The sequence below is a fragment of the Microbacterium sp. 22303 genome (assembly GCF_052045265.1).
In the GTDB taxonomy this organism is placed as follows: domain Bacteria; phylum Actinomycetota; class Actinomycetes; order Actinomycetales; family Microbacteriaceae; genus Microbacterium.
Map to the genome: position 1 here is coordinate 331,241 of NZ_JBQEOQ010000001.1, position 24,987 is coordinate 356,227.

A 24,987-nucleotide genomic window follows, 5' to 3' on the forward strand; every position below is an offset into this window, starting at 1 on the left:
GGGCTGCAGACGATATCTTTTCCCAGACGAGAGGAAGTACTCCATGACCGAACGACAGGGGCGACGACGCGTCGTCCTCAAGCTCTCCGGTGAGGCCTTCGGCGGCGGCCAGCTCGGGGTCAACCCCGACATCGTCAGCCAGATCGCGCGAGAGATCGCCGCGGCCACCGACCGGGTCGAGATCGCCGTCGTCGTCGGCGGCGGCAACTTCTTCCGCGGAGCGGAGCTGAGCCAGCGCGGCATGGATCGTGCCCGCGCCGATTACATGGGCATGCTGGGCACGGTCATGAACGCGCTCGCGCTGCAGGACTTCCTCGAGCAGGCGGGCGCGTCGCCGCGCGTGCAGTCCGCGATCGCCATGACCCAGGTCGCCGAGCCGTACCTGCCGCTGCGTGCAGAGCGGCACATGGAGAAGAGCCGCGTCGTGATCTTCGGCGCGGGCGCGGGCCTGCCGTACTTCTCCACGGACACCGTCGCGGCGCAGCGTGCGCTGGAGATCGGCGCCGACGAGGTCCTGGTCGCCAAGAACGGCGTGGACGCGATCTACACGGCCGACCCCAAGAAGGACACCTCGGCGGAGCGGATCGAGGAGATCACCTTCCAGGACGCGCTCGTGCGCGGCCTCAAGGTCGTGGACTCCACGGCGTTCAGCCTGTGCATGGACAACGGCATGGACATGCGCGTGTTCGGCATGGAGCCCGCGGGCAACATCACCCGCGCGCTGCTGGGCGAACCGATCGGAACCCGCGTCATCGCCTGAGAGCATCGGATCCCCGGGCCGCGCCGCTGGGCGTAGGGCCGGGGATCCGCACATCCTCCCCGATAGACTTGAATCGCAACCCCCTGACGAATAGGAGTCACCGTGATCGCGGATGTCCTCGCCGACACCACCTCCCGCATGCAGCGCGCCGTCGAGGCCGCCAAGGAGGACTTCAGCACGGTGCGCACCGGCCGTGCGAACCCGCAGATGTTCCAGAAGGTCCTGGTGGACTACTACGGCACGCCGACTCCGCTTGCACAGCTCGCATCGCTCGCCAATCCGGAGGCGCGCTCGCTGATCATCACCCCTTACGACAAGACCGCGCTCAAGGCCATCGAGCAGGCGGTCCGCGACATGCCGAATCTGGGCGCGAACCCGACGAACGACGGCAACATCGTGCGCGTCACGATGCCCGAGCTCACGGCCGACCGTCGCAAGGAGTACGTCAAGCTCGTGAAGAGCAAGGGCGAGGACGCGAAGGTGCATGTCCGCGGCATCCGGCGCAAGGCGAAAGATGAGCTGGACGGTCTGAAGAGCGACCTCGGCGAGGATGAGATCGCTCGCGGCGAGAAGGAGCTCGACGCCCTCACGCGCCAGCACGTCGACCTCATCGACGAGGCTGTCAAGCGCAAAGAGGCAGAGCTGCTCGAGGTCTGAGACCGCCTATGAGCACCCCTTCCGGCGACGAGGACGCGTCGAGGATCCCTCCGAGACCGCCGCTTCCGTCGCGCATCCATGACGCTGAGCAGCGCCGCGACGACGAGATCCCACCGCCGCGCGGCCAGGAGAGTCCGGCCCAGCGCAGCGGCGAGAACCTGCAGGCGCAATTCCGTGCGAAGAAGGCTGAGATCGAGACGCATGTCTCGCACGCTCGTGACCAGCTGGATCAGGCGAACGAGCGCATCAAGGAGCGCACCGGGCGCGACCTCGTCGTCGCGACCGGCGTCGGCCTGCTGATCGGCGGTGTGATCCTCGCCTCCCTGCTGCTGGCGAAGTGGTCGTTCGTGGTGATCGGCCTCGCGATCATCCTGATCGCCGTCTGGGAGCTCGTGCTCGCGCTGCGCAGCGGCGGACGCAAGGTCGACCTGTGGCCGCAGCTCGTGCTCGGGGCGGCGCTGGCGGCGGGCGGCTATTTCGCCGAGCCCTGGCTGACCTGGGTGATGCTGTTCGTCGCCGTGTTCGGCGTCGTCGTGTGGCGTCTGGTCGCTCAGATGGTCGCAAAGGACGGGCGCACCTACGGCGACGTCCTCACCGACGCCCTGGCCGGCGGGTTCATCCAGGTGTATGTGCCGTTCCTCGGCGCGCTGATGCTGATGTTGCTGCGTCAGCCCCGCGGAGAGTGGTGGGTGCTCTCGCTCATCGTGGTCGTGGTCGTGGCCGACACCTGCGCCTACGCCTCAGGCCTGCTGTTCGGGCGTGGCGGGCGTCATCCGATGGCGCCTCGCGTCAGCCCCAAGAAGACGTGGGAGGGCTTTGCCGGTGCGGTCCTCGGATCTCTGGTCGCCGGTGCCCTCGTCGGCGTCTTTCTCCTCGGCCTGCCATGGTGGGCCGGCCTCATCGTCGGCGCAGTCCTCGTGGCCTCCGCGACGATCGGCGACCTGGGGGAGTCGCTGCTCAAGCGCGATCTCGGAATCAAGGACATGAGCTCCTGGATCCCCGGGCACGGCGGTCTGCTCGATCGGCTCGACAGCATGCTCCCCTCCGCTGTGGTCGCGCTCGCCCTGTACCTCCTTCTCACCCCTCTGGCGGCAGCATGACCGATTCCGCACGAACCGATCGCGACGCCTCCGGCGCCGCGCCGAGCTTTCCCGTGCTCCCGCGAAGGGAGAAGGGCTATCAGCGCGCCGCTGTCGACACGTTCCTGCTCCGCGCGCGTCGTGCGTTCGAGGACGAGGCGGACGGAATCGGATCCTCCGACATCCGCGCGGCCTCGTTCCCGTTGGTGCGGGGCGGCTATGACATCGCCGCCGTCGACGCCGCGCTGGCCAGGGTCGAGGAGGCATTCGCGCAGCGCGAGCGCGCCCTCGTCGTCTCCACGGACGGCGCCTCCGCCTGGGTCGGGCGGGCGCGCACCGACGCGCAGGTGATCCTGGACCACCTCACCCGACCGCAGGGGCACAAGTTCGCCCGCACCGGGATGCTGACCTTCGGATACCGCGTCGACGAAGTAGATCACGTCGCCAAGCGCATCGTGCGCTTCCTCCGCGACGGCGACGCGCTGACAGCGGAGCAGGTGCGTCAGACCGCGTTCCGGATGCAGCGCCGCGGCTACCGCGAGGAGCAGGTCGATGCGCTCCTCGACGCGACCATCGACGTGCTGCTCGCGATCCGTTGAGCGATTCTCATGGCGAATTCAGGTTCGGCTGGCTAAACTCGGACCCATTGTGACTCCCGATAACGATTCGATTGCGGCGCGCCCCCGAACCGCCGTGCAGAACGACGCAGCCACAGCTCCCCGTCCGGTGGCGAATGCACGCCCCGGTCGGAGTGCGACCTCCGCGGTGCTCGCAGGGCTCGCCGTGGTCGGATTCTCCGTCGCGATCGTGGCTCCCGCCGGGTTCGCGATGTCGGCCTCGGAGCCCGCCCACGCCGCGGCGACCACGGCCTATTCGCTGGCGGCCCGCGACGCGCAGAACATCACCGTCTCCGTGCACGGCGTGACGCCCACCACGCAGACGCGCGATGCGTTCGACGTCTATGTCGCGCCGAAGCCGACTCCGACGCCTGAGCCGGTGGTCGCATCCAGCGATGACTCCTCCTCTTCTTCCGGTTCATCGGGGGATGCGGGACCGATGTACTACAGCGGCGGCGGCGCGCCGGCGGAGTGGATGGCCGCAGCGGGCATCGCATCCAGCGACTGGGGTTACGTCGACTACATCGTGAGCCGCGAGAGCGGTTGGAACCCGAACGCCACCAACAGCGGATCCGGCGCGTGCGGTCTGGTGCAGGCGCTGCCGTGCAGCAAGGTGCCCGGGAACGGCTACGACCCCGTCGACAACCTGCGCTGGGGCAACGGCTACGCCGTGGGCCGCTACGGCAGCTGGGGCGCCGCCGTGGCGTTCTGGTCCGCCAACAACTGGTGGTGAGCGGCGCTCACCCATGCCACGCCCGCACCGACGACGTCAGGAGCGCCCGCAGGAGGATTCGCTCGACCGGCTGATCGCCGGATGGAAGCGTACAGAGGCGCGGGGCGGCTCGGAGTGGTACGTCCAGCCTCTGACGGCGGCGCAGGCGCAGAAGGAGTACGTCTGCCCGGGCTGTCGGAGCGTGATCCCTGCGCGCACCGCGCATCTGGTGGTCTGGCGCGCGGACGGCGTGCTCGGTGACGCGGCCGACCTGGCCGCTCGGCGGCACTGGCACAACGGCTGCTGGAACAGGAGCTGACGTGGAGATCCGCGGACCTCGCCCTCTGCCCGCGCGACGCGAGGACATCGAACTGCGCACCGCGGACGGGCTGCGCCTCGTCGGCGAACTCGCCCTGCCGCAGGCCGCGGATCCGGTGGCGACGCTCGTCACGCTGCATCCGCTGCCCACCGCGGGCGGCTTCATGGATTCGCACATCCTGCGCAAGGCGGCGGCACGGCTGCCGGCGCTGGCCGATCTCGCCGTGCTGCGCTTCAACACACGCGGTACGAGTTCGCCGAGAGGCTCGAGCGAGGGCGTCTTCGACGGCGGAGCGGCGGAGCGCCACGACGTGGCCGCGGCGATGGCGTTCGCGCGGGAGCGCGGCCTGCCCCGGCCATGGCTCGTGGGCTGGTCGTTCGGCACCGAGCTCGCGCTCAAGTACGGCCGCGAGCACGACATCGAGGGCGTCATCCTGCTCGCGCCGCCGTTGCACCGCGCGACCGCCGACGAGGTGGCCGCCTGGGCGCACGACGAGCGGCGCGTCGTGGTCCTGGTCCCCGAGCTCGACGACTATCTGCGTCCGGCCGAGGCCGCGGCGCGGTTCGCAGCGATCCCGCACGTCGAGCTCATCGCCGTGGACGGCGGCAAGCACCTCTGGGTGGGTGAGAGTCAGACTCGTCGCGTGCTGGACGAGATCGTCTCGGCGGTGAACCCCGCCGCACTTCCGCTGTCGCGCGAGTGGCCCGCGGCCTGAGGGCGGCTATCTCTCGTTCATCCTCGGGATGAGCACCTGGCGGTAGATGATCAGGATGCTGGCCGCGACCGGGATCGCGATGAGCGCGCCGAGCAGGCCGAGCAGCGCGCCGCCCGACAGCGCCGCGATCACGACCACGGCTCCGGGCACGGCGACTGCGCGGTTCATCACACGCGGCGAGATGACGTAGGCCTCGATCTGCATGTACACGAGGTAGTAGGCGGCGGCGATCAACCAGGCCCACGGGGGAGACCCGAGCCCGGGGATCAGGCACAGCAGCACGATGAGCGTCGAGCCGGTCAGGGTGCCGACGAGCGGGATCAGGGAGAAGAAGAACGCGATCACTGCGAGCACGATCGGGAAGGGCGCCTGGATGATCGACAGGAAGATGAAGCTCAGCACGCCGTTGATCACGCCCATGGCGACTTGGCCCATGACGTAGTGCCCGACCGAGGCGGTGATCTGCTCGGCGAGATCGATGAAGCGGTCGCGCTTGGAGGCGGGGACGACCTGGTACACGGCGCCCTTGAGCGACGGGATCGCCGCCGTGAAGTAGATCGTCAGGATCAGCACGATGAACGTGCCGCTGATCCCCGCGAAGAGGGCACCTCCGACCACGATCACGCCCTGTCCGATCGAGCTGCTGATATCGCCGAGGTTCTTGTTCAGCCAGTCGTTGACATAGCCGAACACGGTGTCGACGTCGAGATTGGGGAGCAGCCCCTCCAGCCAGTGTTTGAAGTCGGCCATGGCCGTGCCGCTGTTCACGATCTGCGTGATCTGCTGAACGAGCTGGGAGATCTGGGTCACCAGGATGGGGATCACCATCAGCACGATGCCCGCGAACACCCCGAGCACGACCAGGATCGTGATCAGCACGGCCGCCCACCGAGGCAGACGGCGACGGGTCAGCCAGCTCACCATCGGATCCAGGCCGAGGCTCAGGAACAAGGCTGTTCCGACGTACAGCAGGATCGTGGACAGGGATTGCACGCTCTGGATGAGCATGATGCCCAGGCCCACGCCGAGGGTCGCCACCAGGGCGGTGCGGAACGGGTTGTGCAGCTTCATGGGATCCTTCGGGCTGGGCTCTTCAGCGTAACCGGCGCAGCTCATAGAGCCTCAGAGCATCGCCGAACGGCCGTGGCTGAGCGCGCCGAGGGGCCTCTCGTGGCATCCATACAGGTCGTTTCGCTAGTCTGAAACGTCGAGCGGAGATCCCGGGCGCCTGCCCGAGGATCGCGGAGGAGACTTTTCGTGCGTTTTGTATGGGCTGTTCTGGCCTTCGTGCTGGCGGCCGTCCTGATCGGGACGGGCATCGCGCAGCGGACCATCTTCCTCGGCCCGAAGGACGTCGCGGCCGAGCTGGCCGTGAAGGCCCCGCAGGCGTACACGGTGATCGACTCCGCCGTCCTCCGCGCCCACCCGGGGGAGCAGACGCTCGTCGCCCACGGTGACGGCACGATCTTCGTCGCTCAGGCGCGCACCGCCGATCTCGAGGCCTGGCTGAGCGACGCCAGCTACAACCGGATCTCCCTCGCCAAGAACGGCACCATCACCGCGAAGGTGATCGAGCCGACCGTCGCGAGCGACGGCGCGAAGGACGTTCAGCGCAACCCCGCCGGATCTGATCTGTGGCTGGACAGCTTCACCGACAAGAACTCGCTGGTCGATCGGATGCAGGTGCCCGACGGCGTGAGCGTGCTGGTCGCCTCGGACGGGAAGGCCGAGGCGCCCACCGATGTGGTGCTGAAGTGGCCCCTCGACACCGCGACGCCGTGGGCAGGGCCGCTCATGGTCGCGGGAGGCATCCTCTTCCTGGTCGGGCTGGTGCTGTACGTGCTCGCGATCCGGCATTCGCGCAGGGGCCGTGGCCCGCGCCGCAAGGCCCCGCCGCCCCTTCCGGTGACCGAACCCATCGACGTCGCGGACCGCGCCGCCATCGACGCGGCCCCCGAGGCGGACCCCGCTCCAGCCGGGGACCAGGCGTCGCCGGAGTCCGATCAGGCGTCGAGTCAGGACGGCGTCGTGCGCGAGCGCCGTGCCATGGGTCCGAGGCGTCGACGGGCGCTGCTCCTGCTGCCCGCGGTCGGCGTGACCGCCGCTCTGCTCAGCGGTTGCTCGCCGGACATCTGGCCGCATCCCGCGACCTCGCCGACTCCGACGCCGACCGAGACCCAGGCCGTCGAGGCGGGCCAGCAGGCTCCCGCCGTCACCGAGGCGCAGGCAGCACGGATCCTGGAGAGCATCTCGGGCACGCTCGCCGACGCCGACAAGAACCTCGACGCGGCCAAGGCGGGGACCCGCCTGGAGGGCGCGGCCCTCGAGGCGCGCAAGACCGCATATGCCGTGCGCAAGAGCGTCGCCGACTTCTCGCTGCCGGCGACGATCCCGGCCGACAAGGTCAAGATCCTCGTGCCCCAGGCGTACGACTCGTGGCCGCGCACCGTGCTCATGCTCGTCGAGCACGGCAGCGACGACAAGGTCGCCCCGCTGATCATGATGATGACGCAGCCGGATCCGTGGTCCGACTACAAGATCTCCTCGGTCGCCGAGATGCAGGCGTCCGCGAAGCTGCCCAACATGGCTCCTGCCTGGCTGGGCGCCAAGCTCACCCCGCCGGACTCTCCGTTCCTCGTGGCCGCGCCGGATGAGCTGGCCGCGGAGTTCGCGAACGTGATCGATCAGGGCGAGAAGAGTGAGTTCTACGACAAGTTCGACAAGTCGGCGCTCGCCTTCGCCAAGTCCGTGCAGGACAGCCGGGCGACCGTGCTCCAGGCTCTGAAGGACAAGGGCGCCGACGCCACGTCGAGTCTCGCCTTCGCCGCCACCGCCGGCGCCGGCGCGCCCGTCTCCATGTCGAGCATCGACAGCGGCGCGATCGTCTCGGTGACGGTCGACGATTCGCAGACGATCAAGCCGACCAGCGCCGACGCCTCGATCAAGAACGTCGACACGAACGGCACCGTGGTGAATGCTCCCGCGAAAGCTCTGACGGGCGTGGACGAGTCGAAGACGGGCTTCGTGTCCGTGTACGGGATGCAGCTGTTCTTCGCCGTGCCCGCGCAGGGATCCGACGACAAGATCACGCTGCTGGCAGCGTCCCAGCAGCTCCAGAGTGTGACGGAGATCAAATGACCGAGCTGTCCGCCGCCGCCCTCCGCGGCGCTGTCGACCTTTCCTCGCTGCGCAATCGCCCGGCCGCACCCGCATCAGGTGCTCCGGACCAGGAGCAGGGCCCGGTGGACGGCGCCGCGATCCCGCTGGTCGTCGATGTCACCGATGCGACCTTCGGGCAGGTGCTGGAGCTGTCGCAGCGCGTTCCCGTGGTCGTCGACCTGTGGGCCGAGTGGTGCGGCCCGTGCAAGCAGCTCAGCCCGGTGCTGGAGAAGGTCGTCACCGAGCTCGCGGGCCGCGTCGTGCTCGCCAAGGTCGACGTGGACGCCAACCCGCAGCTCGCCCAGGGGTTCCGCGCGCAGTCGATCCCGATGGTGGTGGCGCTCGTGGCGGGTCAGCCCGTGCCGCTGTTCACCGGCGCCGTGCCCGAGGAGCAGGTGCGGGAGGTGTTCGCGCAGCTGCTGCAGCTGGCGGCGCAGCACGGCGTGACCGGGACCATCCCGGTCGGCGAAGCCGCTGCCGGGGACGATGCGGCGGAGCCGGTCGAGCAGCCGCTGCCACCGCTGCACCAGGCGGCGTTCGACGCGATCGAGCGCGGGGACTTCGCTGCGGCGATCGAGGCGTACGAGAAGGCTCTGGCGGAGAATCCGCGTGACGAGGAGGCCCGATCGGGCCTCGGGCAGGTCCGGCTGTTGTTCCGCACCCAGGATCTCGACCTGAACGAGGCGCGCGCCGCGGCTGCGGCTGCGCCGACGGACATTCCCGCGCAGTTCGCCGTGGCAGACCTCGACGTCGCAGGCGGCCACGTGGCCGATGCGTTCGACCGGCTTCTCGACTTGTTCACCGCGGTGCCGGCCGACGAGCAGGGCGTCGTCCGCGAGCGCCTCGTCGAGCTGTTCGGCCTGGTCGGCGACGCGGATGCGCGTGTCGTCGCGGCGCGTAAGCGCCTCGCCACGCTGCTGTTCTGAGCGGTACTGCGGCGGCGGTCAGCCGTTGTCCCGCAGCGTCCGCACCCATTCCTCGGTCTCGCGCGGGTGCGTGAACCGCAGGATCGGCAGATCCGGATGCTATGCGGCGATCTCGGGCATGCGGTCGCGCCACTTGTGCAGTGTCGTGGTCTGCCAGCGCAGGATGTTCTCCTCGGGACCGTGGCGGAGCATGTCCCAGAGCGGCTTCTCGCGGTTGCCGTTCCACAGCTCGGTGCGGCGCACGCTGCGGGAGATCGTCCGACACAGCAGACGCGTGCGCACGATGCGATACGGATAGTCGAGCCAGATCACCAGGTCTGCGCGCGGGGCGAGGATCGGATCCGTGCCTCTGCTCGAGTACTGCCACTCCGTGACCCAGCTGTCGGTCGCGGCGAACTCCCGTACGTCGTCGAGAAATGTGGGACGCGGAGTCCAGTCGGGCCCGTGGAACAGCGCGTCCATCTCGACATGGCGCAGCCCCAGTGTCGCTGCCAGACGGCGTGCCAACGTCGTCTTCCCGCTCCCGGTCACGCCTGCGATGAGGATCCGCCGCGGCGCGGGGGCGGGGGCGGCGGGCACCGGATGAGGCTAGCATCCGGAATATCCCCGGGAACATGCGGTTGAATCGATGTGTGAGTGAACCCATCTCGATCGACATCTGGTCCGACATCGCCTGCCCCTGGTGCTACATCGGCAAGCGCAATCTCGAGGCGGGTCTCGCCGCCACCGCGGAGGACGAGGACGCGCCGCAGGTGTCGATCACGTTCCACTCCTTCGAGCTCTCGCCGGACACTCCCGTCGACTTCGAGGGCGACGAGGCCGACTTCCTCGCCGGCCACAAGGGGATGCCGCGCGCTCAGGTGGAGCAGATGCTCGACCGCGTGACCGGCGTCGCCAAGGAAGCCGGGCTCGACTACCGCTTCGACCTGCTGCAGCACACGAACACCGTCAAGGCGCACGAGCTCCTGCACCATGCCAAGGCACAGGGACGCCAGCACGACATGGAGGAGCGGCTGATGTCGGCCTACTTCGTCGAGGGACGCCACGTCGGCCGCATCGATGATCTGGCCGACCTCGCCGCCGAAATCGGTCTGGACCGTGAGGCCGCGCTCGAGGCCCTGCAGACGGAGCGGCACCTGGCGGACGTGCGTCAGGATCAGGCGCAGGCTCAGGCCTACGGCATCCAGGGCGTGCCGTTCTTCGTGATCGACGGGCAGTACGGCGTCAGCGGCGCACAGCCGCCGGAGGCGTTCGCGGGCGTGCTGCGCGAGCTGTGGGCGAAGCGCGGCGACACCGCCGAGGTGCTCGAGGGCTGACGCCCCGCCGCCCCCTTCCGATCAGGTGGCGGGGGTGGTCAGGCCAGGGCGTCCTCGATGGCCGCGACGATCTCGGGGTCGTCGGGGACCTGGCGCGGACGGAAGCGCCGCACGGATCCGTCCGGGGCGACGAGGAACTTCTCGAAGTTCCACTCCACCCGCCCCGCCTTGCCGTGACCGTCCTCGGTCTGCTTGAGGGTCTTGTAGAGATCGGCGGCGCCGCGCCCGTTGACCTTGACCTTGTCATTGATCGGGAACGAGATCCCATACGTCGTGGAGCAGAATTCGAGGATCTGGTCCACGGACCCGGGTTCCTGCCCGAAGAACTGGTTGCAGGGGAACCCGACCACGGTGAGGCCCCGGTCGCCGAACCGGCGCTGCAGCTCCTCGAGCTGCGCGTACTGCGGCGTCAGTCCGCACTTCGAGGCGACGTTGACGACCAGCACGGGGCCGGTGCCGTAGTCGTCGAGGGTGCGGGTGCCGCCGTCGGCATCGGTGAAGGGGATCTGGCGCAGCGAGGTGTCGGACATATCCCCAAGCCTAGGAGCGACGGGGATCAGAGGCTTCGGATCTGGGACAATGGACAGGATATGACTCTCGCCCCCGCCTCCGTCCGGCCCCTGCAGATCGGTCCGCTGCGCATCGACGTCCCCGTCGTGCTCGCGCCGATGGCGGGCATCACCAACACCGCGTTCCGTCGCCTGTGCCGTGAGTACGGCGCGGGGCTGTACGTCAGCGAGATGATCACCTCGCGGGCGCTTGTGGAGCGCAACGCGATCACCATGCGTCTCATCCAGCATCATGAGAGCGAGACGCCGCGATCGATCCAGCTCTACGGGGTGGATCCGGCCACCATCGCCGAGGCCGTGCGGATCATCGTCGCGGAGGACAGGGCCGACCACATCGACCTGAACTTCGGCTGCCCCGTGCCCAAGGTCACCCGCAAGGGCGGGGGAGCGGCGCTGCCGTGGAAGATCGGACTGTTCGCCGACATCGTCGACCGCGCCGTCAAGGCCGCGGGCGACGTGCCGCTCACCGTGAAGATGCGCAAGGGCATCAACAAGGATCACCTCACGTTCCTCGACGCGGGCCGGGCCGCGGAGGACGCCGGGGCCGCCGCGGTCGCGCTGCACGCGCGGACGGCGGGGGAGTACTACTCCGGACATGCGGACTGGTCGGCGATCGGCGAGCTCAAGCAGGCGGTGACCTCGATCCCGGTCCTGGGCAACGGTGACATCTGGAGCGCGGACGACGCGGTGCGGATGATGACCGAGACGGGCTGCGACGGTGTCGTGGTCGGCCGTGGCTGCCTCGGCCGACCGTGGTTGTTCGGCGAGCTCGCCGGCGCCTTCGGTGACGAGAACGCGGTGCAGGTCGACGCGACCCTGGGCTTCGTCAAGGACGCGTTCCGCCGGCACGCGGAGCTCCTGGTCGAGTTCTTCGAGGACGAGGACCGAGGCTGCAAGGACGTGCGCAAGCACGTCGCGTGGTACTTCAAGGGCTACCCGGTGGGCGGCGAGACGAGGGCAGCCCTCGCCCGCGTGTCGACCCTGCAGGAGATCGACGACATCCTGGGCACGCTCGGAGACGCGCCGTATCCGGGTGCGCCAGCCGAGGGCCAGCGCGGTCGCGCGGGCACGCCGAAGCGCACGGCGCTGCCGGACGGATGGCTGGATTCGCGCGAGGTCGCCTCCGAGGTCACCGACATGATGCGCGGCGCCGAGGTCGAGAACAGTGGCGGCTGAGGACGTCGTGCGCGTCGATGGCTACGACGCGCACGACGCCGCCCGCTTCTTCGCCGAGACCCACCGCTCCGAACGGGACGACTTCGCCCGCGACCGCGCCCGCGTGCTGCACTCGGCGGGGCTGCGCCGTCTCGCGGCGAAGACGCAGGTGCTGAGCCCCGCGAGCACGGCGGACTTCGCCCGAAACCGTCTCACGCACTCGCTCGAGGTGGCGCAGGTGGGACGCGAGCTCGCGGTTGCGCTCGGGGTCTCCGCCGACGTCGTCGACACCGCGTGCCTCAGCCACGACCTGGGGCACCCGCCGTTCGGGCACAACGGGGAGCGCGCGCTCAACGACTGGGCCGAGGACATCGGCGGCTTCGAGGGCAATGCCCAGTCGCTGCGGATCCTCACACGCCTCGAGGCGAAGGTGCTCGACGACCGCGATCGCTCGGTCGGACTCAACCTCACCAGGGCCAGCCTCGATGCGACCTGCAAATACCCGTGGACCGTGGACAGCCCTCTGCCCGATCCCGGCGGCCGGCTCAAGTTCGGCGTGTACCCCGACGATGAGGACGTGTTCCGCTGGATGCGTGAAGGCGCGCCGGGCCGCCTGCGCTGCATCGAGGCGGAGATCATGGATCTCTCCGACGACATCGCCTACTCGGTGCACGACTTCGAGGACGCGATCGTCAACGGCTACCTGGATGTCGCCCAGCTGGCGGATCCGGCCGAGCATCATGCGCTGGTGGGGCGCGTCCAGCAGTGGGTCGGATACGACTTCACCCGTGAGGATCTCGCCGACGCGCTGTACCGACTCACCCGGCAGCCGATGTGGTTGAGCTCCTTCGACCGGTCGCGGCGTGATCTCGCGAGGCTGAAGAACCTCACCAGTGACATGATCGGCCGCTTCGCGCGCGCCGCGGTGTCCGCGACCCGAGAGGCATATCCGGGCACGAGTCTCGCCCGGTACAGCGCGCACGTGGTGGTGCCGAAGGTGATCGAGGCCGAGATCGCTGTGCTCAAGGGGATCATGGGGCAGGCGATCGTCACGATCGACGCCCGTCGCGGCGTCTACAAGGAGCAGCGCCGGGTGCTCAAGCGCCTCGCCGACGCGCTGTGGTCCACGGATGCCCTGTGGACCGCAGGCGCCGACGTGCTCGAACCGGCCTTCGCCGCGGACTTCCACGCGGCCGGATCCGATGCTGAGCGCGCCCGAGTGGTCGTGGATCAGGTCGCCAGCCTGACGGATCAGACCGCGGTGGACTGGCACAACCGGCTGGTCGGGGACATCGACCCCGCCGAGGTCGGCATCTGGTCGCCCCGGCACGCCAGGCCGCGTTCTGCGCACACCCCCCGGGCTGCGCTCGTCGACGTCGAACACGGCGGGCGCTGATGCCCCGGATCCTGCAGGCCGACGTCGACGAGGTCAAGTCGCGCACCAACATCGCCGACATCGTGGGGGAGCGCGTCTCGCTGAAGTCCGCGGGGGTGGGCTCGATGAAGGGTCTGTGCCCGTTCCACGACGAGAAGAGCCCCAGCTTCCACGTGCGCCCGCAGGTCGGCTACTACCACTGCTTCGGCTGCGGCGCCTCCGGCGACGTGTACTCGTTCCTGCGCGAGATGGACCACGTCAGCTTCACCGAGGCGGTGGAGCGCCTCGCCGGTCGCGTCGGATACACCCTGCACTACGAGGACGGCGGTCCCGCGCCGGAGACGAGCGGGCGCAGCCGGCTCTACGCCGCGAACACGGCGGCCGCGGAGTTCTTCCGCGCCCAGCTGCTCAGCCCGGAGGCCGAGTCTGCGCGCGCGTTCCTCGGCCAGCGCGGGTTCGACGCGGGGGCCGCCGCCCATTTCGGCGTGGGTTACGCACCGCGCGGCTGGGACGGCATGCTCAAAGCGCTCAGCGCGCAGGGGTTCACCCGCGACGAGCTCACCGCGGCCGGACTCGTCTCTGCGGGCCAGCGCGGCGTGTACGACCGGTTCCGCGGCCGGGTGGTGTGGCCGATCCGTGACGTGACGGGCCAGACCATCGGGTTCGGCGCCCGCAAGCTCTACGACGACGATCAGGGTCCGAAGTACCTGAACACCCCGGAGACGCCGATCTACAAGAAGGCCCAGGTGCTCTACGGACTGGATCTGGCCAAGCGCGACATCTCCCGCGGCGATCCCAAGCGCGTCGTCGTGGTCGAGGGGTACACCGACGTGATGGCGTGCCACCTCGCCGGCGTCACGACCGCCATCGCCACCTGCGGTACGGCCTTCGGGGCCGAGCACATCAAGCTCCTGCGTCGGGTCATGGGCGACGACTCCGCGGCCGGCGAGGTCGTCTTCACGTTCGACGGCGACGAGGCGGGTCAGAAGGCGGCGCTGCGCGCCTTCACGGAGGACGACAGGTTCAACGCGCAGACCTTCGTCGCCGTGGCGCCCGACGGGCTGGACCCGTGCGATCTGCGCCTGCAGCGCGGTGACCAGGCCGTGCGCGGCCTCATGTCGGCCAAGGTGCCGATGTTCGAGTTCGTGATCGATCGGAAGATCGCCTCGTTCGATCTCGGTACAGCGGAGGGGCGCGTCGGCGCACTGCGCGCGGCGGCACCGATCGTCGGCGAGATTCGGGACGCCCTGCTGCGTCCCGAATACGAGCGAATCCTTGCCCGCCGGCTCGGCATGGACCCTACGGACGTGCATGCGGAGGTACGCCGCCATGAACGCCGCCGTCAGGGCGATGCGGGAACCCGGGAGCAGCGGACCACGACAGCGGCCATGGGCTCGCATCCCGGCGCGCTCGACGGCCCCTCCGCGCCGGTATCCATTCCGGTGGTGACGCTCGCCACGCTTCCGCGCACGGGGGAGGCCTCACTCGAGCGCGACGCGCTCATGGGAGCGCTGCAGTACGGGCATCAGCTCGATCCGGAACTGCTGCAGCGCGCGATGACCGCGCCGTTCTCCGTGCCCGCCCTGGACGCCGTGCGCGAGGCCGTGGCGCAGATCTCCGACCGGCAGCGACCGGGCTGGGCGCTGCAGGCCGTGGACGCCGTGCGGGAGCCGTATCGCGGACTGGGTGGTGAGCTGCTCATGGCGGCGTTCCCCGCGCGGGACGAGCAGGGCGCCCGAGCATCCGCGACGGACCTCTGCCGCCGGCTCATCGCGCGCGGCTTGGAGCGGGAGAAGCACGAGCTGCTGGGTGCGATCCAGCGCCTGCCCGCCGATTCCGAGGGCGCCCGTTCGATCGCGCGTCGCATCGTCGAGATCGACGCTGAGCGGCAGCGCTTCATCGAGTACTGAGGCCCGCCGCGGTCCAGAGCGCCGAGCCCGCAGGCATCGGGCAGGATGGGTGCATGGCACGTGCGACGGGGGATGCATCCACCGCGATCGTCTGCGAGGACATCGTCATCGACCGGATCGGGCACTCCGCTCCCACCAGGGCGATCGATGGCGTGACCTTCGCATTGCCGGCGGGGGAGCTGATGTGCATCGCCGGTGCCACCGGAGCCGGGAAGTCGACGCTGGTCGGCGCCCTCGCCGGCGCCGCCGACCCCTCGATCCGGGTCGTCGGCGGATCCGCGACGGTATGCGGCGTCTCGGTGCGTCATCCCGGACGCCGGCTGCGCGAGTTGACGTATCGGGCCGGCTATCTCCCGCAGAACGCCGGAGCGCTGCTCACTCCGCAGCTGACCGTGCAGGAGATCATCGCAGAGCCGATCCTGCAGCGCGAGCGGCGCGTGAACGTGAAGGCGCTGGCGATCCGGGTGGCGACGCTGCTGGACGAACTGCACCTGCCGCTGGGCCTCGCCGCGTCGTTTCCGTACGAGCTCAGCGCGGGCATGCGCCAGCGCGTCGCGATCGCCCGCGCCCTGGTGCTCGATCCGACCGTGCTGATCGCCGACGAGCCGCTCGCGAACCTCGACCTGGAGGTGCGGCCCGTCGTGTTCGCCGCGATCACGCGCCGTCGCACCGAACGCGGGATGGCGGCGCTCCTGGTCAGCAATGACGCGGCGTTCGCACGCGAACTGGGCGCGGAGACGCTCATGATCCGTGAGGGCCATGTGGTCGCACGGGGCGCGGGCGCGGATCTGCTCTGGACCCCGGGCACCGAGCACCCGCGCTGAGTCGTCCCGGCATGAGGTGAGCCGTAACGGCCGACGAGCCCGAATCGTCGCGGCTCTGCCCGCTCGGGAACGACGAAGGCCCCGTCGTGAGACGGGGCCTTCGAGGGGATCGCTCCCCGGCTTGGACTCGAACCAAGAACCTGCCGGTTAACAGCCGGCTGCTCTGCCAATTGAGCTACCGAGGAATGCTTCCCGCTGCGCGGGCAACTCGTCAACTATAGCAAAGGTTGCGTCCCGACTCCGCCACGGCACGACGCCCGGGCGCGTCGTCGCGCACGTCGTGAACGACGGAAGGGCCCGCCGCAGCGGACCCTTCCTAAGACGCGGCTTCCGGCGCGCTCAGCGCGCGGATCCCTTGAGGGAGCCCGTGGTCTGTCCGGCCGGGTCGCTCACGATGCACTGGACGAGACGGTCGTTCATCTCCTCCCACGTGTCCTTCGTCGGCGTCATGTACGCGACGTCGAGCGTCGAGTCGTCGTACGCGATGCCGATGAATGTCGTGAAGGCGTCACCCGCGCACTTCTCGACCTCCTTGTCGATCGCGGCGGAGTCGTACTCGCCGTCGGGGAGCTTGAACTCGTAGAAGACCTCTTCGTCATGCGGCTTGTCGCACGGGACGACGTCGGTGTCGCTGACGGTCGTCCCGGAATCGCTCATCTTGCAGTCGCCGAGCTTGAGATTGAAGATGCCGATGCTCGAGCTCTGGGTGACCTGGGCCTTGTCGTCGCGCGGCGCGTCGCCGCCCCCGTTGCCGAGGATGCTGCCGATCACGCTGCAGCCGCTGAGCCCGGCGGCCAAGACCAGCGCAGAGCCGACGACGGCGACGCGGCGGAGAAGAGCGCCGGTCGTTCATGGGAATTCCCCCTCTAGAAGCTATGAATCCACGCAGAACGCGGGAACGGTACGAACGTACCGGTGCGGAAGAGGAAATCTCAAACCTGCGCGAAAGATGCGCTGTCCTGGGGAATTTCTGTGCCGAGTGGAAGTTCTCGGGTTCAGCCTTCGAGATCGTCCACGCCGGGCAGCCAGCTGGCGCCGGGGCGGCCCCAGCCACGCTTGCGGGCGATCTTCTGCACGGTCTTCCAGTCGCCGTCGTCGAGGCGATCGACGTAGAGGATGCCGTCGAGATGGTCGAACTCGTGCTGCATGATGCGGGCGCGCCAGCCGTCGACCTCGATACGCACCGCGTCGCCGTTCAGGTCCATGCCGGTCACCAGCACTCGCTCCGAGCGGCGCAGCGGGAACCGCTCGCCGGGGAAGGACAGACAGCCCTCGGACTCGAGGTCCGGGTCGGGGGAGCCGGGCTCGAGGGGCGCCATCCAGAGCACAGGGTTGATGATCTCCCCGCGCCACGGGTTCTCGTCGTCGTCGACATACGAATAGACGTAGATCCGCAGGCCGACACCGACCTGCGGCGCGGCGAGTCCGACGCCGGGGGCGACGTCCATGGTCTCGTGCATGTCCGCCACCAGAGTGCGGATCTCATCGGTGATCTCGCCGACCGGATCGGCGGGGGAATGCAGAACGGGGTCGCCCATGATGCGAATCGGAAGCACAGCCACGCGTCAACCCTAGTCGGCGGCGGGCGGCAGGTAGGCTCGAAGGGTGCTGGAGAACGTGACGCGGACCATGGGGACGGCCGACGTCGGCGAGCATCTCGCCGGGGTGTTCCAGAACCCCGGTCTGCTGATGGGCATCCCTCTCGCCCTCGCCGGAGCCGTGTTCATGTCGCTCGGCGCGCAGTACCAGCACCGCGGTGTGGAGAAGGTGGAGCGACTCAGCGGCTCCGACGCCGCCACAGGCCTCAGCTGGGCGCAGGTCCGCGGGCTGCTCACACGCCCTTCCTGGATCATCGGCACCCTCATGCTGGCACTCGCCATCGTCTGCCAGCTTGCTGCGCTCACCAAGGCGCCGTTGATCGTGGTTCAGCCGCTCGGCGCGATCGCGCTCGTCATCACGACGCTGCTGAACGCCCGGGTGACGGGCGTCGCGCCGACCAAGCGCTCGCTCGTCTCGATCTTCGCGTGCGTGGGCGGCATCTTCATCTTCGTGCTGTTCGCGGCCCTGTTCGCCGTGGAGCGCGAGATCAGCGAGATCCAGCTGTTCACCATCCTCACGATCCTGCTGGTCGTCATCATCGTGCTCGGCACCTGCTGGCTGATCCTGCGGCGCCGTATGCGTGCGCTCTTCTATGTGACCGGCGCCGGCATCCTCTACGGCTTCGTGGCCACGCTCGCCAAGGCCGTGATCAGCCGGATCCAGTTCGGGCAGTTCGACTGGCTCACCGCCGTGTGCGTGATCGCCCTGATCGCGGCGGGTGCCGCAGGCGCCTACTTCGTGCAGACCGCGTACGGCTCCGGTCCGCCGGATCTGGTGATCGCCGGGCTCACCGTGGTCGACCCCATGGTGGCGGTGCTGATCGGGCTGCTCGTGCTCGAAGAGGGAGCAGCGGCGCCGCCGTGGGTGTTCATCGCTTTCGGGGTCTCCGGCGCGATCGCGGGCTGGGGCGTGGTGACGCTCGCCCGCTATCATCCGCAGGTCATCAGCGAGAGCCAGGAGCTGCCGATCACTCGGGGCAGTTCCGGCGATGCGACGCCCTCCGGCGCGCGCGAGGAATCCGGATCTTCGACGACGCAGACGCCGCCCAGCGGGGCCGCGTCGCAGGCCGCCGCGCCCTCGGCCTCGCCCGGGCGTGCTTCCGAGGGTGCTCCGGGTCATCATCCCGATGCGCCGGAGTGGCCGTCGAACGTGGCCCCGTTCCGCCGTGAGGACGCTCCCCGCGCCGGCGGAGACGCCGATGAGCGCGGGAACGGATCCTCCGGGGCCTGAGCGGGAACCGGATCCGGCCCTGCGGGGGTCGGTCAGTAATCGATGTCGATGAGGTCGGGTGCGACCTCGGCGGCCGCTGCCTCGTCGACGAAGTACACGGTGCGCTTGCGCCCCTTGGCGCCGGCGGCGGGCACGTTCTCGTAGTTCGCCCCCGCCAAGGCGAGACCGAGTGCCGAGGCCTTCTCCGCGCCGGTGAGCACGAGCCACACCCGCTTGGAGGCGTTGATCACCGGACGGGTCAGTGTGATCCGCTCTGGTGGCGGCTTCGGCGAGTTCCGCACCGGCAGCACCGCGGCGTCGGTCACCGTGATCTCCGGGCGGTCCGGGAAGAGCGAGGCGATGTGCCCGTCGGGGCCGACGCCGAGGAAGCACACGGCGAACGACGGCCAGGCACGCTCCGCATCGCCGAAGCGCGCGAGCTCCGCCGCGTAGGCCGCGGCGCCCTCGTCCAAGCTCAGTCCTGCATCGCTCGCCGCCATCTCGTGCACGTTCTCCGGCGGGACCGGGATGCGGTCCAGCAGCGCCGCCCGGGCCTGTCCCGCGTTGCGGTCGGGATCATCCGCCGGCACGAAGCGCTCGTCGCCCCACCAGAAGTGCACGAGCGTCCAGTCCACTTCGGTCGCGCGCGGGTGCTCCGCGACCGCCCGCAGCACAGCGGTTCCCATGCTGCCTCCGGTGAGGGCGATGTGGGCGAGCCGCCCGTCCCTGATGCGTGCGTGCACGCGGACGAGGAACCGATCAGCCACGATGCCGGCGAGAGACGCCGGGTCCTCGCCGATGACGACCCGCTTGGCGGGGGAATCCGCAGCCATCGTCAGGCCACCGGCTCCGGGGCCTCGAGCAGCTCCCAGCCCTCGGTGATCACGCGGCCGTAGAGCACGTCGGGGTCGAGGCGGCGCAGCTCCTCGGCAAGGCACTCGCGCAGCGTGCGCCGCGGCAGGTGCAGCTCGTGGTCGGGCTGCCCGGGCTGGGTGAGCACGGCGGATCCCGGTACAGGGCGCTCCAGCAGGATGTCGCCGTTCGCACGGGTCAGGCGCACCGACTTGATGCCCTCGTGCCACACCTCAGGGCTCTCATACGCCCAGCGCACCGGCACATCGAGAGCGAGGCGCAGCCAGCCGGCCAGAAGCGCCGTGGACGGCGAGGCGGCGGACCCGCGTACCTCGATGGCCGTGACGTCTTCGTACGGCGGCTGATCCAGCACCGCCGCGAGCTGCTCGCGCCAGTGCGTGAGTCGGGTCCAGGCCAGGTCGGTGTCCCCAGGCACGTGCGTACGGCCGAGAACTTCGAGCTGAGCGCGCACGTCCTGCGCGGTAGCGGCATCGGTGATGCGGCGCTGCGCGATACGGCCCAGGGGAGAGGCCGCAGGTGCTTCCGGAGCCTCGCGCGGCCACCACACCACCACGGGGGCGTCGGGCAGCAGCAGACCCGTGACGAGGCTCTCCTCGTTGCTCGCGGCGTCGCCGAAGGCGTGCAGCACGACGACCTCGCTCGCACCGGCGTCGCCGCCGACGCGGATCTGCGCATCGAGGTGGGAATCTCCGTCGCTCGTGGTCAGCACGATCACCCGCATCGGGTGCTCGCGGGATGCGTCGTTCGCGGCGTCGATGGCGGACTCGGCGACATCGTCGGTCGCGGCGATGATGAGCGTGAGCACGCGGCCGAGGGCGACGACGCCGCCCTCCTCGCGGGCCTTGACCAGGTTCTTCGCGACCTGGCTGGTAGTGGTGTCGGGCAGATCGATGATCACGGGCGCCTCCAGACACGTCCGTCGCGGGCGAGCAGGGCGTCGGCGGAGGCCGGTCCCCAGGATCCGGGAGCGTACTGCTCCACGGGACCGCCCTCGGCGGCCCAGTACTGCTCCACGGGGTCGAGGATCTTCCAGCTGAGCTCGACCTCCTCATGGCGCGGGAACAGCGGCGGGTCGCCGAGCAGCACGTCCAGGATGAGCCGCTCGTACGCCTCGGGGCTGGCCTCGGTGAAGGCGTGTCCGTAGCCGAAGTCCATCGTCACGTCGCGGACATTGCTGCCGCTGCCCGGGACCTTCGAACCGAAGCGGAGGGTGACGCCCTCGTCCGGCTGCACACGGATGACCAGCGCGTTCTGGCCGAGCTCGGAGGTCTGCCCACTGCCGAAGAGGTGCTCCGGGGCGCGCTTGAAGACGACCGCGATCTCGGTGACGCGGCGGCCCAGACGCTTGCCGGTGCGCAGGTAGAAGGGCACCTCCGCCCAGCGCCGGGTGTTGATCTCGAGCTTCACCGCGGCATAGGTCTCGGTGGCGGACTCCGGATCCATGCCGTCCTCGTCGAGGAACCCGGTGACCTGCTCACCACCCTGCCAGCCGCCCGCATACTGTCCACGAGCCGTCGCGAGAGAAAGGTCGTCGGGCAGCGACACCGCCGCCAGCACTTTCTCCTTCTCGGCGCGCAGGTGCTCTGCGGACAGGCTGATCGGCTCCTCCATGGCGGTGAGGGCCAGCAGCTGCAGGAGGTGGTTCTGGATGACGTCGCGGGCAGCGCCGATGCCGTCGTAGTAGCCGGCACGGCCGCCGACGCCGATGTCCTCGGCCATCGTGATCTGCACGTGGTCGACGTAGTTGCGGTTCCAGATCGGCTCGTACAGCTCGTTCGCGAAGCGCAGCGCCAGGATGTTCTGCACCGTCTCCTTGCCGAGGTAGTGATCGATGCGGAAGATCGAGTCGGCCGGGAAGGTGCCCTCGAGCGCGTCGTTCAGCGCACGGGCCGAGGCCAGGTCGTGCCCGAACGGCTTCTCGATCACCACCCGGCGCCAGTGGTCGGCGTCCTCGTGGCCCTCGACGAGCCCCGAGTCGCGCAGCTGCTGCGCCACGAGCGGGAACTGGTTCGGCGGGATCGACAGGTAGTAGGCATGGTTGCCCATGGTGCCGCGTTCGACGTCGAGCTTCTCGACCGTCTCGCGCAGGCGTCGGAACGCGTCCGGGTCGCCGAACTCGCCCGAGACGAACCGGATGCCCTGCAGCAGCTGTGCCCACGTCTCCTCGCGGAACGGGGTGCGCGCATGCTCCTTGACGGCGTCGTAGACGACCTGGGCGAAGTCCTGGTCCTCCCAGTCGCGGCGGGCGAAGCCGACCAGGGCGAACCCGGGGGGCAGGAGGCCGCGGTTGGCGAGGTCGTAGACGGCGGGCATCAGCTTCTTGCGCGACAGATCGCCGGTGACGCCGAAGATCACCAGAGCGCTGGGCCCCGCGATCCGGCTCAGCCGGCGGTCGTCGGGATCGCGCAGCGGGTTGCGGCCGCGGGAGACGGGAACAGTCATCAGTGGGGGATTCTCCTGAGTGCTCTGTGGAATGCCTACTGCGCGGCCTCGAAGAGGTCGAGCACATCGTCCTGTGGTTCGGTGATCGTCAGGGTCACGACGGGGCGGCCGTGCGCGGCGAGCACACCGGCGTCGCCCGCGGCCTGTGCCTCGATGAGCTGGCCGAACGTGAACGGACGATCCGGGATCTCCAGATCCAGGTCCGTACGCTCCAGGATCTGCAGGAACACGCCCTGGGCAGGACCGCCCTTGTGATACTGACCCGTCGAATGCAGGAACCGCGGGCCCCAGCCGAAGGTGGTCGGACGTGCCGAGTCCGCGGCCACGAGTTCGCGCAGGCCCTGCAGCTGCGGCATCTCGAGGCGGTTCACGTAGGCCTGGATGGACACGTAGCCATCCGTCGGCAGCGTATGCCACAGAGCGTCGAGCACCCCGGCGATCGTGCCGGACGTGAGCAGAGAGGCGTCGGACGCGCGCACCTCGACGCCGTCCTGCACGAAGGCTGCGGGCGACGGCGCCGGGCGCGCGTCCAGCAGCCCACGGGTGGCGACCTTCGCCGACTCCACGTCGGGCTGGTCGAACGGGTTGATTCCGAGCAGGTAGCCCGCGACTGCGGTGGCGTGCTCCCAGACCACGAACTGCGCGCCGAGCGTGCCGCTGACGAGGATCTCGCCGGGGTGGCGTTCGCGGAGGTGGAACTCGTCGGCATCGTCGACGAGGCGCACCAGCTGCAGGTCAACCGGCCGGTTCTCCACCTCGGGGGAGACGGGGAGCAGGACCACGGGAAGGATTCCCGTGCCTTCCTTGCCCGTCGACTCGGCGACGAGCTGCTCGATCCAATCGGGCAGACCCACGATGTGGGTGCCGTCGGTGATCAGACCCAGCTTGTCGCGGCGCGGCCCGCCCGGGGCCTGTGCGCTCGCGGCGATCGCCGCGCCGAGCAGCAGCGCCGGGTTCTCGGCGGAGTCGATCGCGACCTGCAGCAGCGTGGCCTCGGCCTCGTCGAGCAGCTCGGTGATGTCCACGCCGGCGAGACCCGACGGCACCAGTCCGAATGCGGTGAGGGCGGAGTACCGGCCGCCGACGTTCGGATCGGCGTTGAACACCCGGTAGCCGGCGGCGCGCGCCGACTCGTCGAGAGGCGAGCCGGGATCGGTGACGACGACGATGCGCTCGACGGGGTCGATGCCGACATCGCTGAATGCCGCCTCGAACGTGCGGCGCTGCGAGTCGGTCTCGACCGTGGAGCCGGACTTGGACGACACCACGAGCACCGTGTCGGAGAGTCCTGCGTCGATCGCCGCGAGCACCTGCCCGGGCGAAGTCGAGTCGAGGATCGTGATGTCGATGCCGGCGGTCTGCGAGATGACCTCGGGAGCGAGTGAGGATCCGCCCATCCCCGCCAGCACGACCCGGGTGACGCCCTTCGCCGCGAGGTCGGCTCGGAGTGCCAGGATCTCCGGCACCAGGGGGCGCGAGACGCTCACGGCGTCGACCCAGCCGAGGCGGATGCTCGCCTCGGCCTCGGCGGCTTCGCCCCACACGGTCGGATCGCCGTTGGTGATCCGGGAGGCGATCAGCTCGCCCACCAGGCGCGGGACGACCTCGTCGATCGCCGCCTTCGGCGCCCCGGACGTGTGGATCTCGAAGCTCACCGCTGGGCTTCCAGTCCTTCGCGGACCTGGCCGAGCAGCTCGTGCCAGGAGTCGATGAACTTCGCGACGCCCTCGTCCTCGAGCACCTGGGTCACGTCGTCGAAGTCGACGCCGACCGCGGCGAGGCCGGCGAACACCGCGCGGGACTCGTCGTAGGTACCGGTGACGGTGTCGCCGGTGACGACGCCGTGGTCGAAGGTCGCCTCGAGCGTCTTCTCCGGCATCGTGTTGACGACGTCGGCTGCGACGAGCTCGGTGACGTACAAGGTGTCGGGCAGCGCCGGGTCCTTCACACCTGTGGAGGCCCAGAGCGGTCGCTGGCGATTCGCACCGGCGGCGAGCAGGGCCGCGGCGCGGTCGCCCGCGAAGGTCTGCTCGTACAGCTCGTACGCGAGGCGAGCGTTCGCGAGACCAGCCTTGCTCTTGAGCGCGATGGCCTCGTCCGTGCCGATCGCAGTGAGGCGCTTGTCGGTCTCGGTGTCGACGCGCGACACGAAGAACGACGCGACCGACTGGATCGTCGAGAGGTCGATGTCGGCGGCCTTCGCCTGCTCGAGGCCCGCGAGGTAGGCGTCGATCACCTCGGCGTAGCGCTCCAGGCTGAAGATCAGCGTCACGTTGACGCTGATGCCGGCGGCGATCGCCGCCGTGATCGCGGGCAGCCCGGCCTTCGTCGCGGGGATCTTCACGAGCAGGTTCGGGCGATCGACCTTGGCCCAGAGCTCCTTGGCCTGAGCGATGGTGCCTTCGGTGTCGTGCGCGAGGTCGGGGGAGACCTCGATCGACACGCGGCCGTCGACGCGCCCGGTCTCCTCCCACACCGGGCGGAACACGTCGAGGGCGTCGCGGACGTCCTGCGTGGTCGCCTCGAAGATCGCCTCTTCGGCGCTTGCACCGGAGGCGGCGAGCTGCGCGACCTGACTGTCGTACGAGGTGTCGTCGGGGTTGGTGATCGCGTTCGCGAAGATCGTCGGGTTGGTGGTCACACCCACGACGTTGCGCGTGGCGATGAGCTCGGCGAGGTTGCCGGACGTGATGCGGCTGCGGGACAGATCGTCGAGCCAGATGCTGACGCCTGCGGCGGAGAGGGCTGCGGTGGGGGTGGTCATGCGGATC

The 24,987-nt window shown here is 69.6% G+C and carries 25 protein-coding genes and 1 tRNA gene; 15 read left to right on the forward strand and 11 right to left on the reverse strand.

What is annotated here, in order from left to right; translation table 11 throughout:
- Nucleotides 1-43 precede the first annotated feature (43 nt).
- The 7 genes from pyrH (at nucleotide 44) to ACTJI8_RS01580 (ending at nucleotide 4,859) form a co-directional block, all read left to right on the forward strand.
- Nucleotides 44-760, forward strand: a complete 717-nt coding sequence (gene pyrH / locus ACTJI8_RS01550; protein ID WP_440731655.1) for a UMP kinase — start codon at nucleotides 44-46, stop codon at nucleotides 758-760.
- Between the two features lie 102 nt (nucleotides 761-862).
- Entirely contained in the window at nucleotides 863-1,417 is a 555-nt protein-coding gene (frr, locus tag ACTJI8_RS01555) for a ribosome recycling factor (RefSeq protein ID WP_045273202.1), read from the forward strand.
- 8 nt (nucleotides 1,418-1,425) lie between these two features.
- Nucleotides 1,426-2,517, forward strand: a complete 1,092-nt coding sequence (locus ACTJI8_RS01560; protein ID WP_440731656.1) for a phosphatidate cytidylyltransferase — start codon at nucleotides 1,426-1,428, stop codon at nucleotides 2,515-2,517.
- The gene (locus tag ACTJI8_RS01565) at nucleotides 2,514-3,095 is read left to right on the forward strand and encodes a DivIVA domain-containing protein (protein WP_440731657.1); all 582 of its coding nucleotides are present in this window, start codon (nucleotides 2,514-2,516) and stop codon (nucleotides 3,093-3,095) included. Before ACTJI8_RS01560 ends, ACTJI8_RS01565 begins: the two co-directional genes overlap by 4 nt.
- Before the next feature lie 127 nt (nucleotides 3,096-3,222).
- A complete protein-coding gene (locus ACTJI8_RS01570) occupies nucleotides 3,223-3,846 on the forward strand; it encodes a transglycosylase SLT domain-containing protein (RefSeq protein ID WP_440731658.1) in 624 nt (207 codons plus the stop codon).
- A 13-nt stretch (nucleotides 3,847-3,859) separates the two neighbouring features.
- A complete protein-coding gene (locus ACTJI8_RS01575; protein WP_440731659.1) occupies nucleotides 3,860-4,144 on the forward strand; it encodes a hypothetical protein in 285 nt (94 codons plus the stop codon).
- A 1-nt stretch (nucleotide 4,145) separates the two neighbouring features.
- A complete protein-coding gene (locus tag ACTJI8_RS01580; RefSeq protein ID WP_440731660.1) occupies nucleotides 4,146-4,859 on the forward strand; it encodes an alpha/beta hydrolase in 714 nt (237 codons plus the stop codon).
- Between the two features lie 6 nt (nucleotides 4,860-4,865).
- Here ACTJI8_RS01580 and ACTJI8_RS01585 read toward each other — a convergent pair whose 3' ends face one another.
- Nucleotides 4,866-5,930, reverse strand: coding sequence for an AI-2E family transporter (locus ACTJI8_RS01585; RefSeq protein WP_440731661.1), 1,065 nt, complete (start codon nucleotides 5,928-5,930; stop codon nucleotides 4,866-4,868).
- Between the two features lie 186 nt (nucleotides 5,931-6,116).
- Between ACTJI8_RS01585 and ACTJI8_RS01590 the strand changes: the two genes are divergently transcribed.
- Nucleotides 6,117-7,997 carry a glycosyl transferase gene (locus tag ACTJI8_RS01590; RefSeq protein WP_440731662.1) on the forward strand — a complete coding sequence of 627 codons (1,881 nt, stop codon included), beginning with the start codon at nucleotides 6,117-6,119 and terminating at the stop codon, nucleotides 7,995-7,997.
- Nucleotides 7,994-8,944 (forward strand): tetratricopeptide repeat protein, encoded by a 951-nt coding sequence (locus ACTJI8_RS01595; protein ID WP_440731663.1) that lies wholly within the window; start codon nucleotides 7,994-7,996, stop codon nucleotides 8,942-8,944. Before ACTJI8_RS01590 ends, ACTJI8_RS01595 begins: the two co-directional genes overlap by 4 nt.
- 99 nt (nucleotides 8,945-9,043) lie before the next feature.
- Here ACTJI8_RS01595 and ACTJI8_RS01600 read toward each other — a convergent pair whose 3' ends face one another.
- Nucleotides 9,044-9,523 (reverse strand): AAA family ATPase, encoded by a 480-nt coding sequence (locus ACTJI8_RS01600; RefSeq protein ID WP_440731664.1) that lies wholly within the window; start codon nucleotides 9,521-9,523, stop codon nucleotides 9,044-9,046.
- Nucleotides 9,524-9,576: 53 nt separating this feature from the next.
- Here ACTJI8_RS01600 and ACTJI8_RS01605 point away from each other — a divergent pair, with 53 nt between their 5' ends.
- Nucleotides 9,577-10,260: a DsbA family oxidoreductase gene (locus ACTJI8_RS01605; RefSeq protein WP_440731665.1), complete on the forward strand. Its 684-nt coding sequence runs from the start codon at nucleotides 9,577-9,579 to the stop codon at nucleotides 10,258-10,260.
- Between the two features lie 38 nt (nucleotides 10,261-10,298).
- Here ACTJI8_RS01605 and ACTJI8_RS01610 read toward each other — a convergent pair whose 3' ends face one another.
- Nucleotides 10,299-10,790, reverse strand: coding sequence for a glutathione peroxidase (locus tag ACTJI8_RS01610; protein WP_440731666.1), 492 nt, complete (start codon nucleotides 10,788-10,790; stop codon nucleotides 10,299-10,301).
- 60 nt (nucleotides 10,791-10,850) lie between these two features.
- On the opposite strand from ACTJI8_RS01610, the gene dusB reads away from it, so the two are divergent.
- From dusB to ACTJI8_RS01630, 4 genes are read left to right on the forward strand one after another with little or no spacing between them, the layout of a single operon-like run.
- A complete protein-coding gene (dusB, locus tag ACTJI8_RS01615; protein WP_440731667.1) occupies nucleotides 10,851-12,005 on the forward strand; it encodes a tRNA dihydrouridine synthase DusB in 1,155 nt (384 codons plus the stop codon).
- The gene (locus tag ACTJI8_RS01620) at nucleotides 11,995-13,380 is read left to right on the forward strand and encodes a deoxyguanosinetriphosphate triphosphohydrolase (protein ID WP_440731668.1); all 1,386 of its coding nucleotides are present in this window, start codon (nucleotides 11,995-11,997) and stop codon (nucleotides 13,378-13,380) included. Before dusB ends, ACTJI8_RS01620 begins: the two co-directional genes overlap by 11 nt.
- A complete protein-coding gene (dnaG, locus tag ACTJI8_RS01625; RefSeq protein WP_440731669.1) occupies nucleotides 13,380-15,269 on the forward strand; it encodes a DNA primase in 1,890 nt (629 codons plus the stop codon). The genes ACTJI8_RS01620 and dnaG overlap by 1 nt, the downstream gene beginning before the upstream one ends.
- A 53-nt stretch (nucleotides 15,270-15,322) precedes the next feature.
- Nucleotides 15,323-16,093 (forward strand): ATP-binding cassette domain-containing protein, encoded by a 771-nt coding sequence (locus ACTJI8_RS01630; RefSeq protein WP_440731670.1) that lies wholly within the window; start codon nucleotides 15,323-15,325, stop codon nucleotides 16,091-16,093.
- Nucleotides 16,094-16,205: 112 nt separating this feature from the next.
- On the opposite strand, the gene ACTJI8_RS01635 is transcribed toward ACTJI8_RS01630, so the two are convergent.
- The 3 genes from ACTJI8_RS01635 to def all read right to left on the reverse strand — a co-directional run bounded on the left by ACTJI8_RS01635 (nucleotide 16,206) and on the right by def (nucleotide 17,655).
- Nucleotides 16,206-16,278: transfer RNA gene (locus tag ACTJI8_RS01635), tRNA-Asn, on the reverse strand.
- A 154-nt stretch (nucleotides 16,279-16,432) separates the two neighbouring features.
- Nucleotides 16,433-16,864, reverse strand: coding sequence for a septum formation family protein (locus ACTJI8_RS01640; protein WP_440731671.1), 432 nt, complete (start codon nucleotides 16,862-16,864; stop codon nucleotides 16,433-16,435).
- Between the two features lie 224 nt (nucleotides 16,865-17,088).
- The gene (gene def / locus ACTJI8_RS01645) at nucleotides 17,089-17,655 is read right to left on the reverse strand and encodes a peptide deformylase (protein WP_440731672.1); all 567 of its coding nucleotides are present in this window, start codon (nucleotides 17,653-17,655) and stop codon (nucleotides 17,089-17,091) included.
- Between the two features lie 43 nt (nucleotides 17,656-17,698).
- On the opposite strand from def, the gene ACTJI8_RS01650 reads away from it, so the two are divergent.
- Nucleotides 17,699-18,922 carry a DMT family transporter gene (locus ACTJI8_RS01650; RefSeq protein WP_440731673.1) on the forward strand — a complete coding sequence of 408 codons (1,224 nt, stop codon included), beginning with the start codon at nucleotides 17,699-17,701 and terminating at the stop codon, nucleotides 18,920-18,922.
- A gap of 32 nt (nucleotides 18,923-18,954) precedes the next feature.
- Here ACTJI8_RS01650 and pgl read toward each other — a convergent pair whose 3' ends face one another.
- The 5 genes from pgl to tal are packed head-to-tail and all read right to left on the reverse strand — an operon-like array spanning nucleotide 18,955 to nucleotide 24,980.
- Nucleotides 18,955-19,734 (reverse strand): 6-phosphogluconolactonase, encoded by a 780-nt coding sequence (gene pgl, locus ACTJI8_RS01655; protein ID WP_440731674.1) that lies wholly within the window; start codon nucleotides 19,732-19,734, stop codon nucleotides 18,955-18,957.
- Between the two features lie 2 nt (nucleotides 19,735-19,736).
- A complete protein-coding gene (locus ACTJI8_RS01660) occupies nucleotides 19,737-20,672 on the reverse strand; it encodes a glucose-6-phosphate dehydrogenase assembly protein OpcA (RefSeq protein ID WP_440731675.1) in 936 nt (311 codons plus the stop codon).
- A complete protein-coding gene (gene zwf, locus ACTJI8_RS01665; RefSeq protein WP_233309394.1) occupies nucleotides 20,669-22,216 on the reverse strand; it encodes a glucose-6-phosphate dehydrogenase in 1,548 nt (515 codons plus the stop codon). Before zwf ends, ACTJI8_RS01660 begins: the two co-directional genes overlap by 4 nt.
- 35 nt (nucleotides 22,217-22,251) lie before the next feature.
- On the reverse strand, nucleotides 22,252-23,871 hold the full coding sequence (locus ACTJI8_RS01670) for a glucose-6-phosphate isomerase (protein ID WP_440731676.1): 1,620 nt from the start codon (nucleotides 23,869-23,871) through the stop codon (nucleotides 22,252-22,254).
- Nucleotides 23,868-24,980, reverse strand: a complete 1,113-nt coding sequence (gene tal / locus ACTJI8_RS01675) for a transaldolase (protein ID WP_440731677.1) — start codon at nucleotides 24,978-24,980, stop codon at nucleotides 23,868-23,870. The genes ACTJI8_RS01670 and tal overlap by 4 nt, the downstream gene beginning before the upstream one ends.
- Nucleotides 24,981-24,987 lie beyond the last annotated feature (7 nt).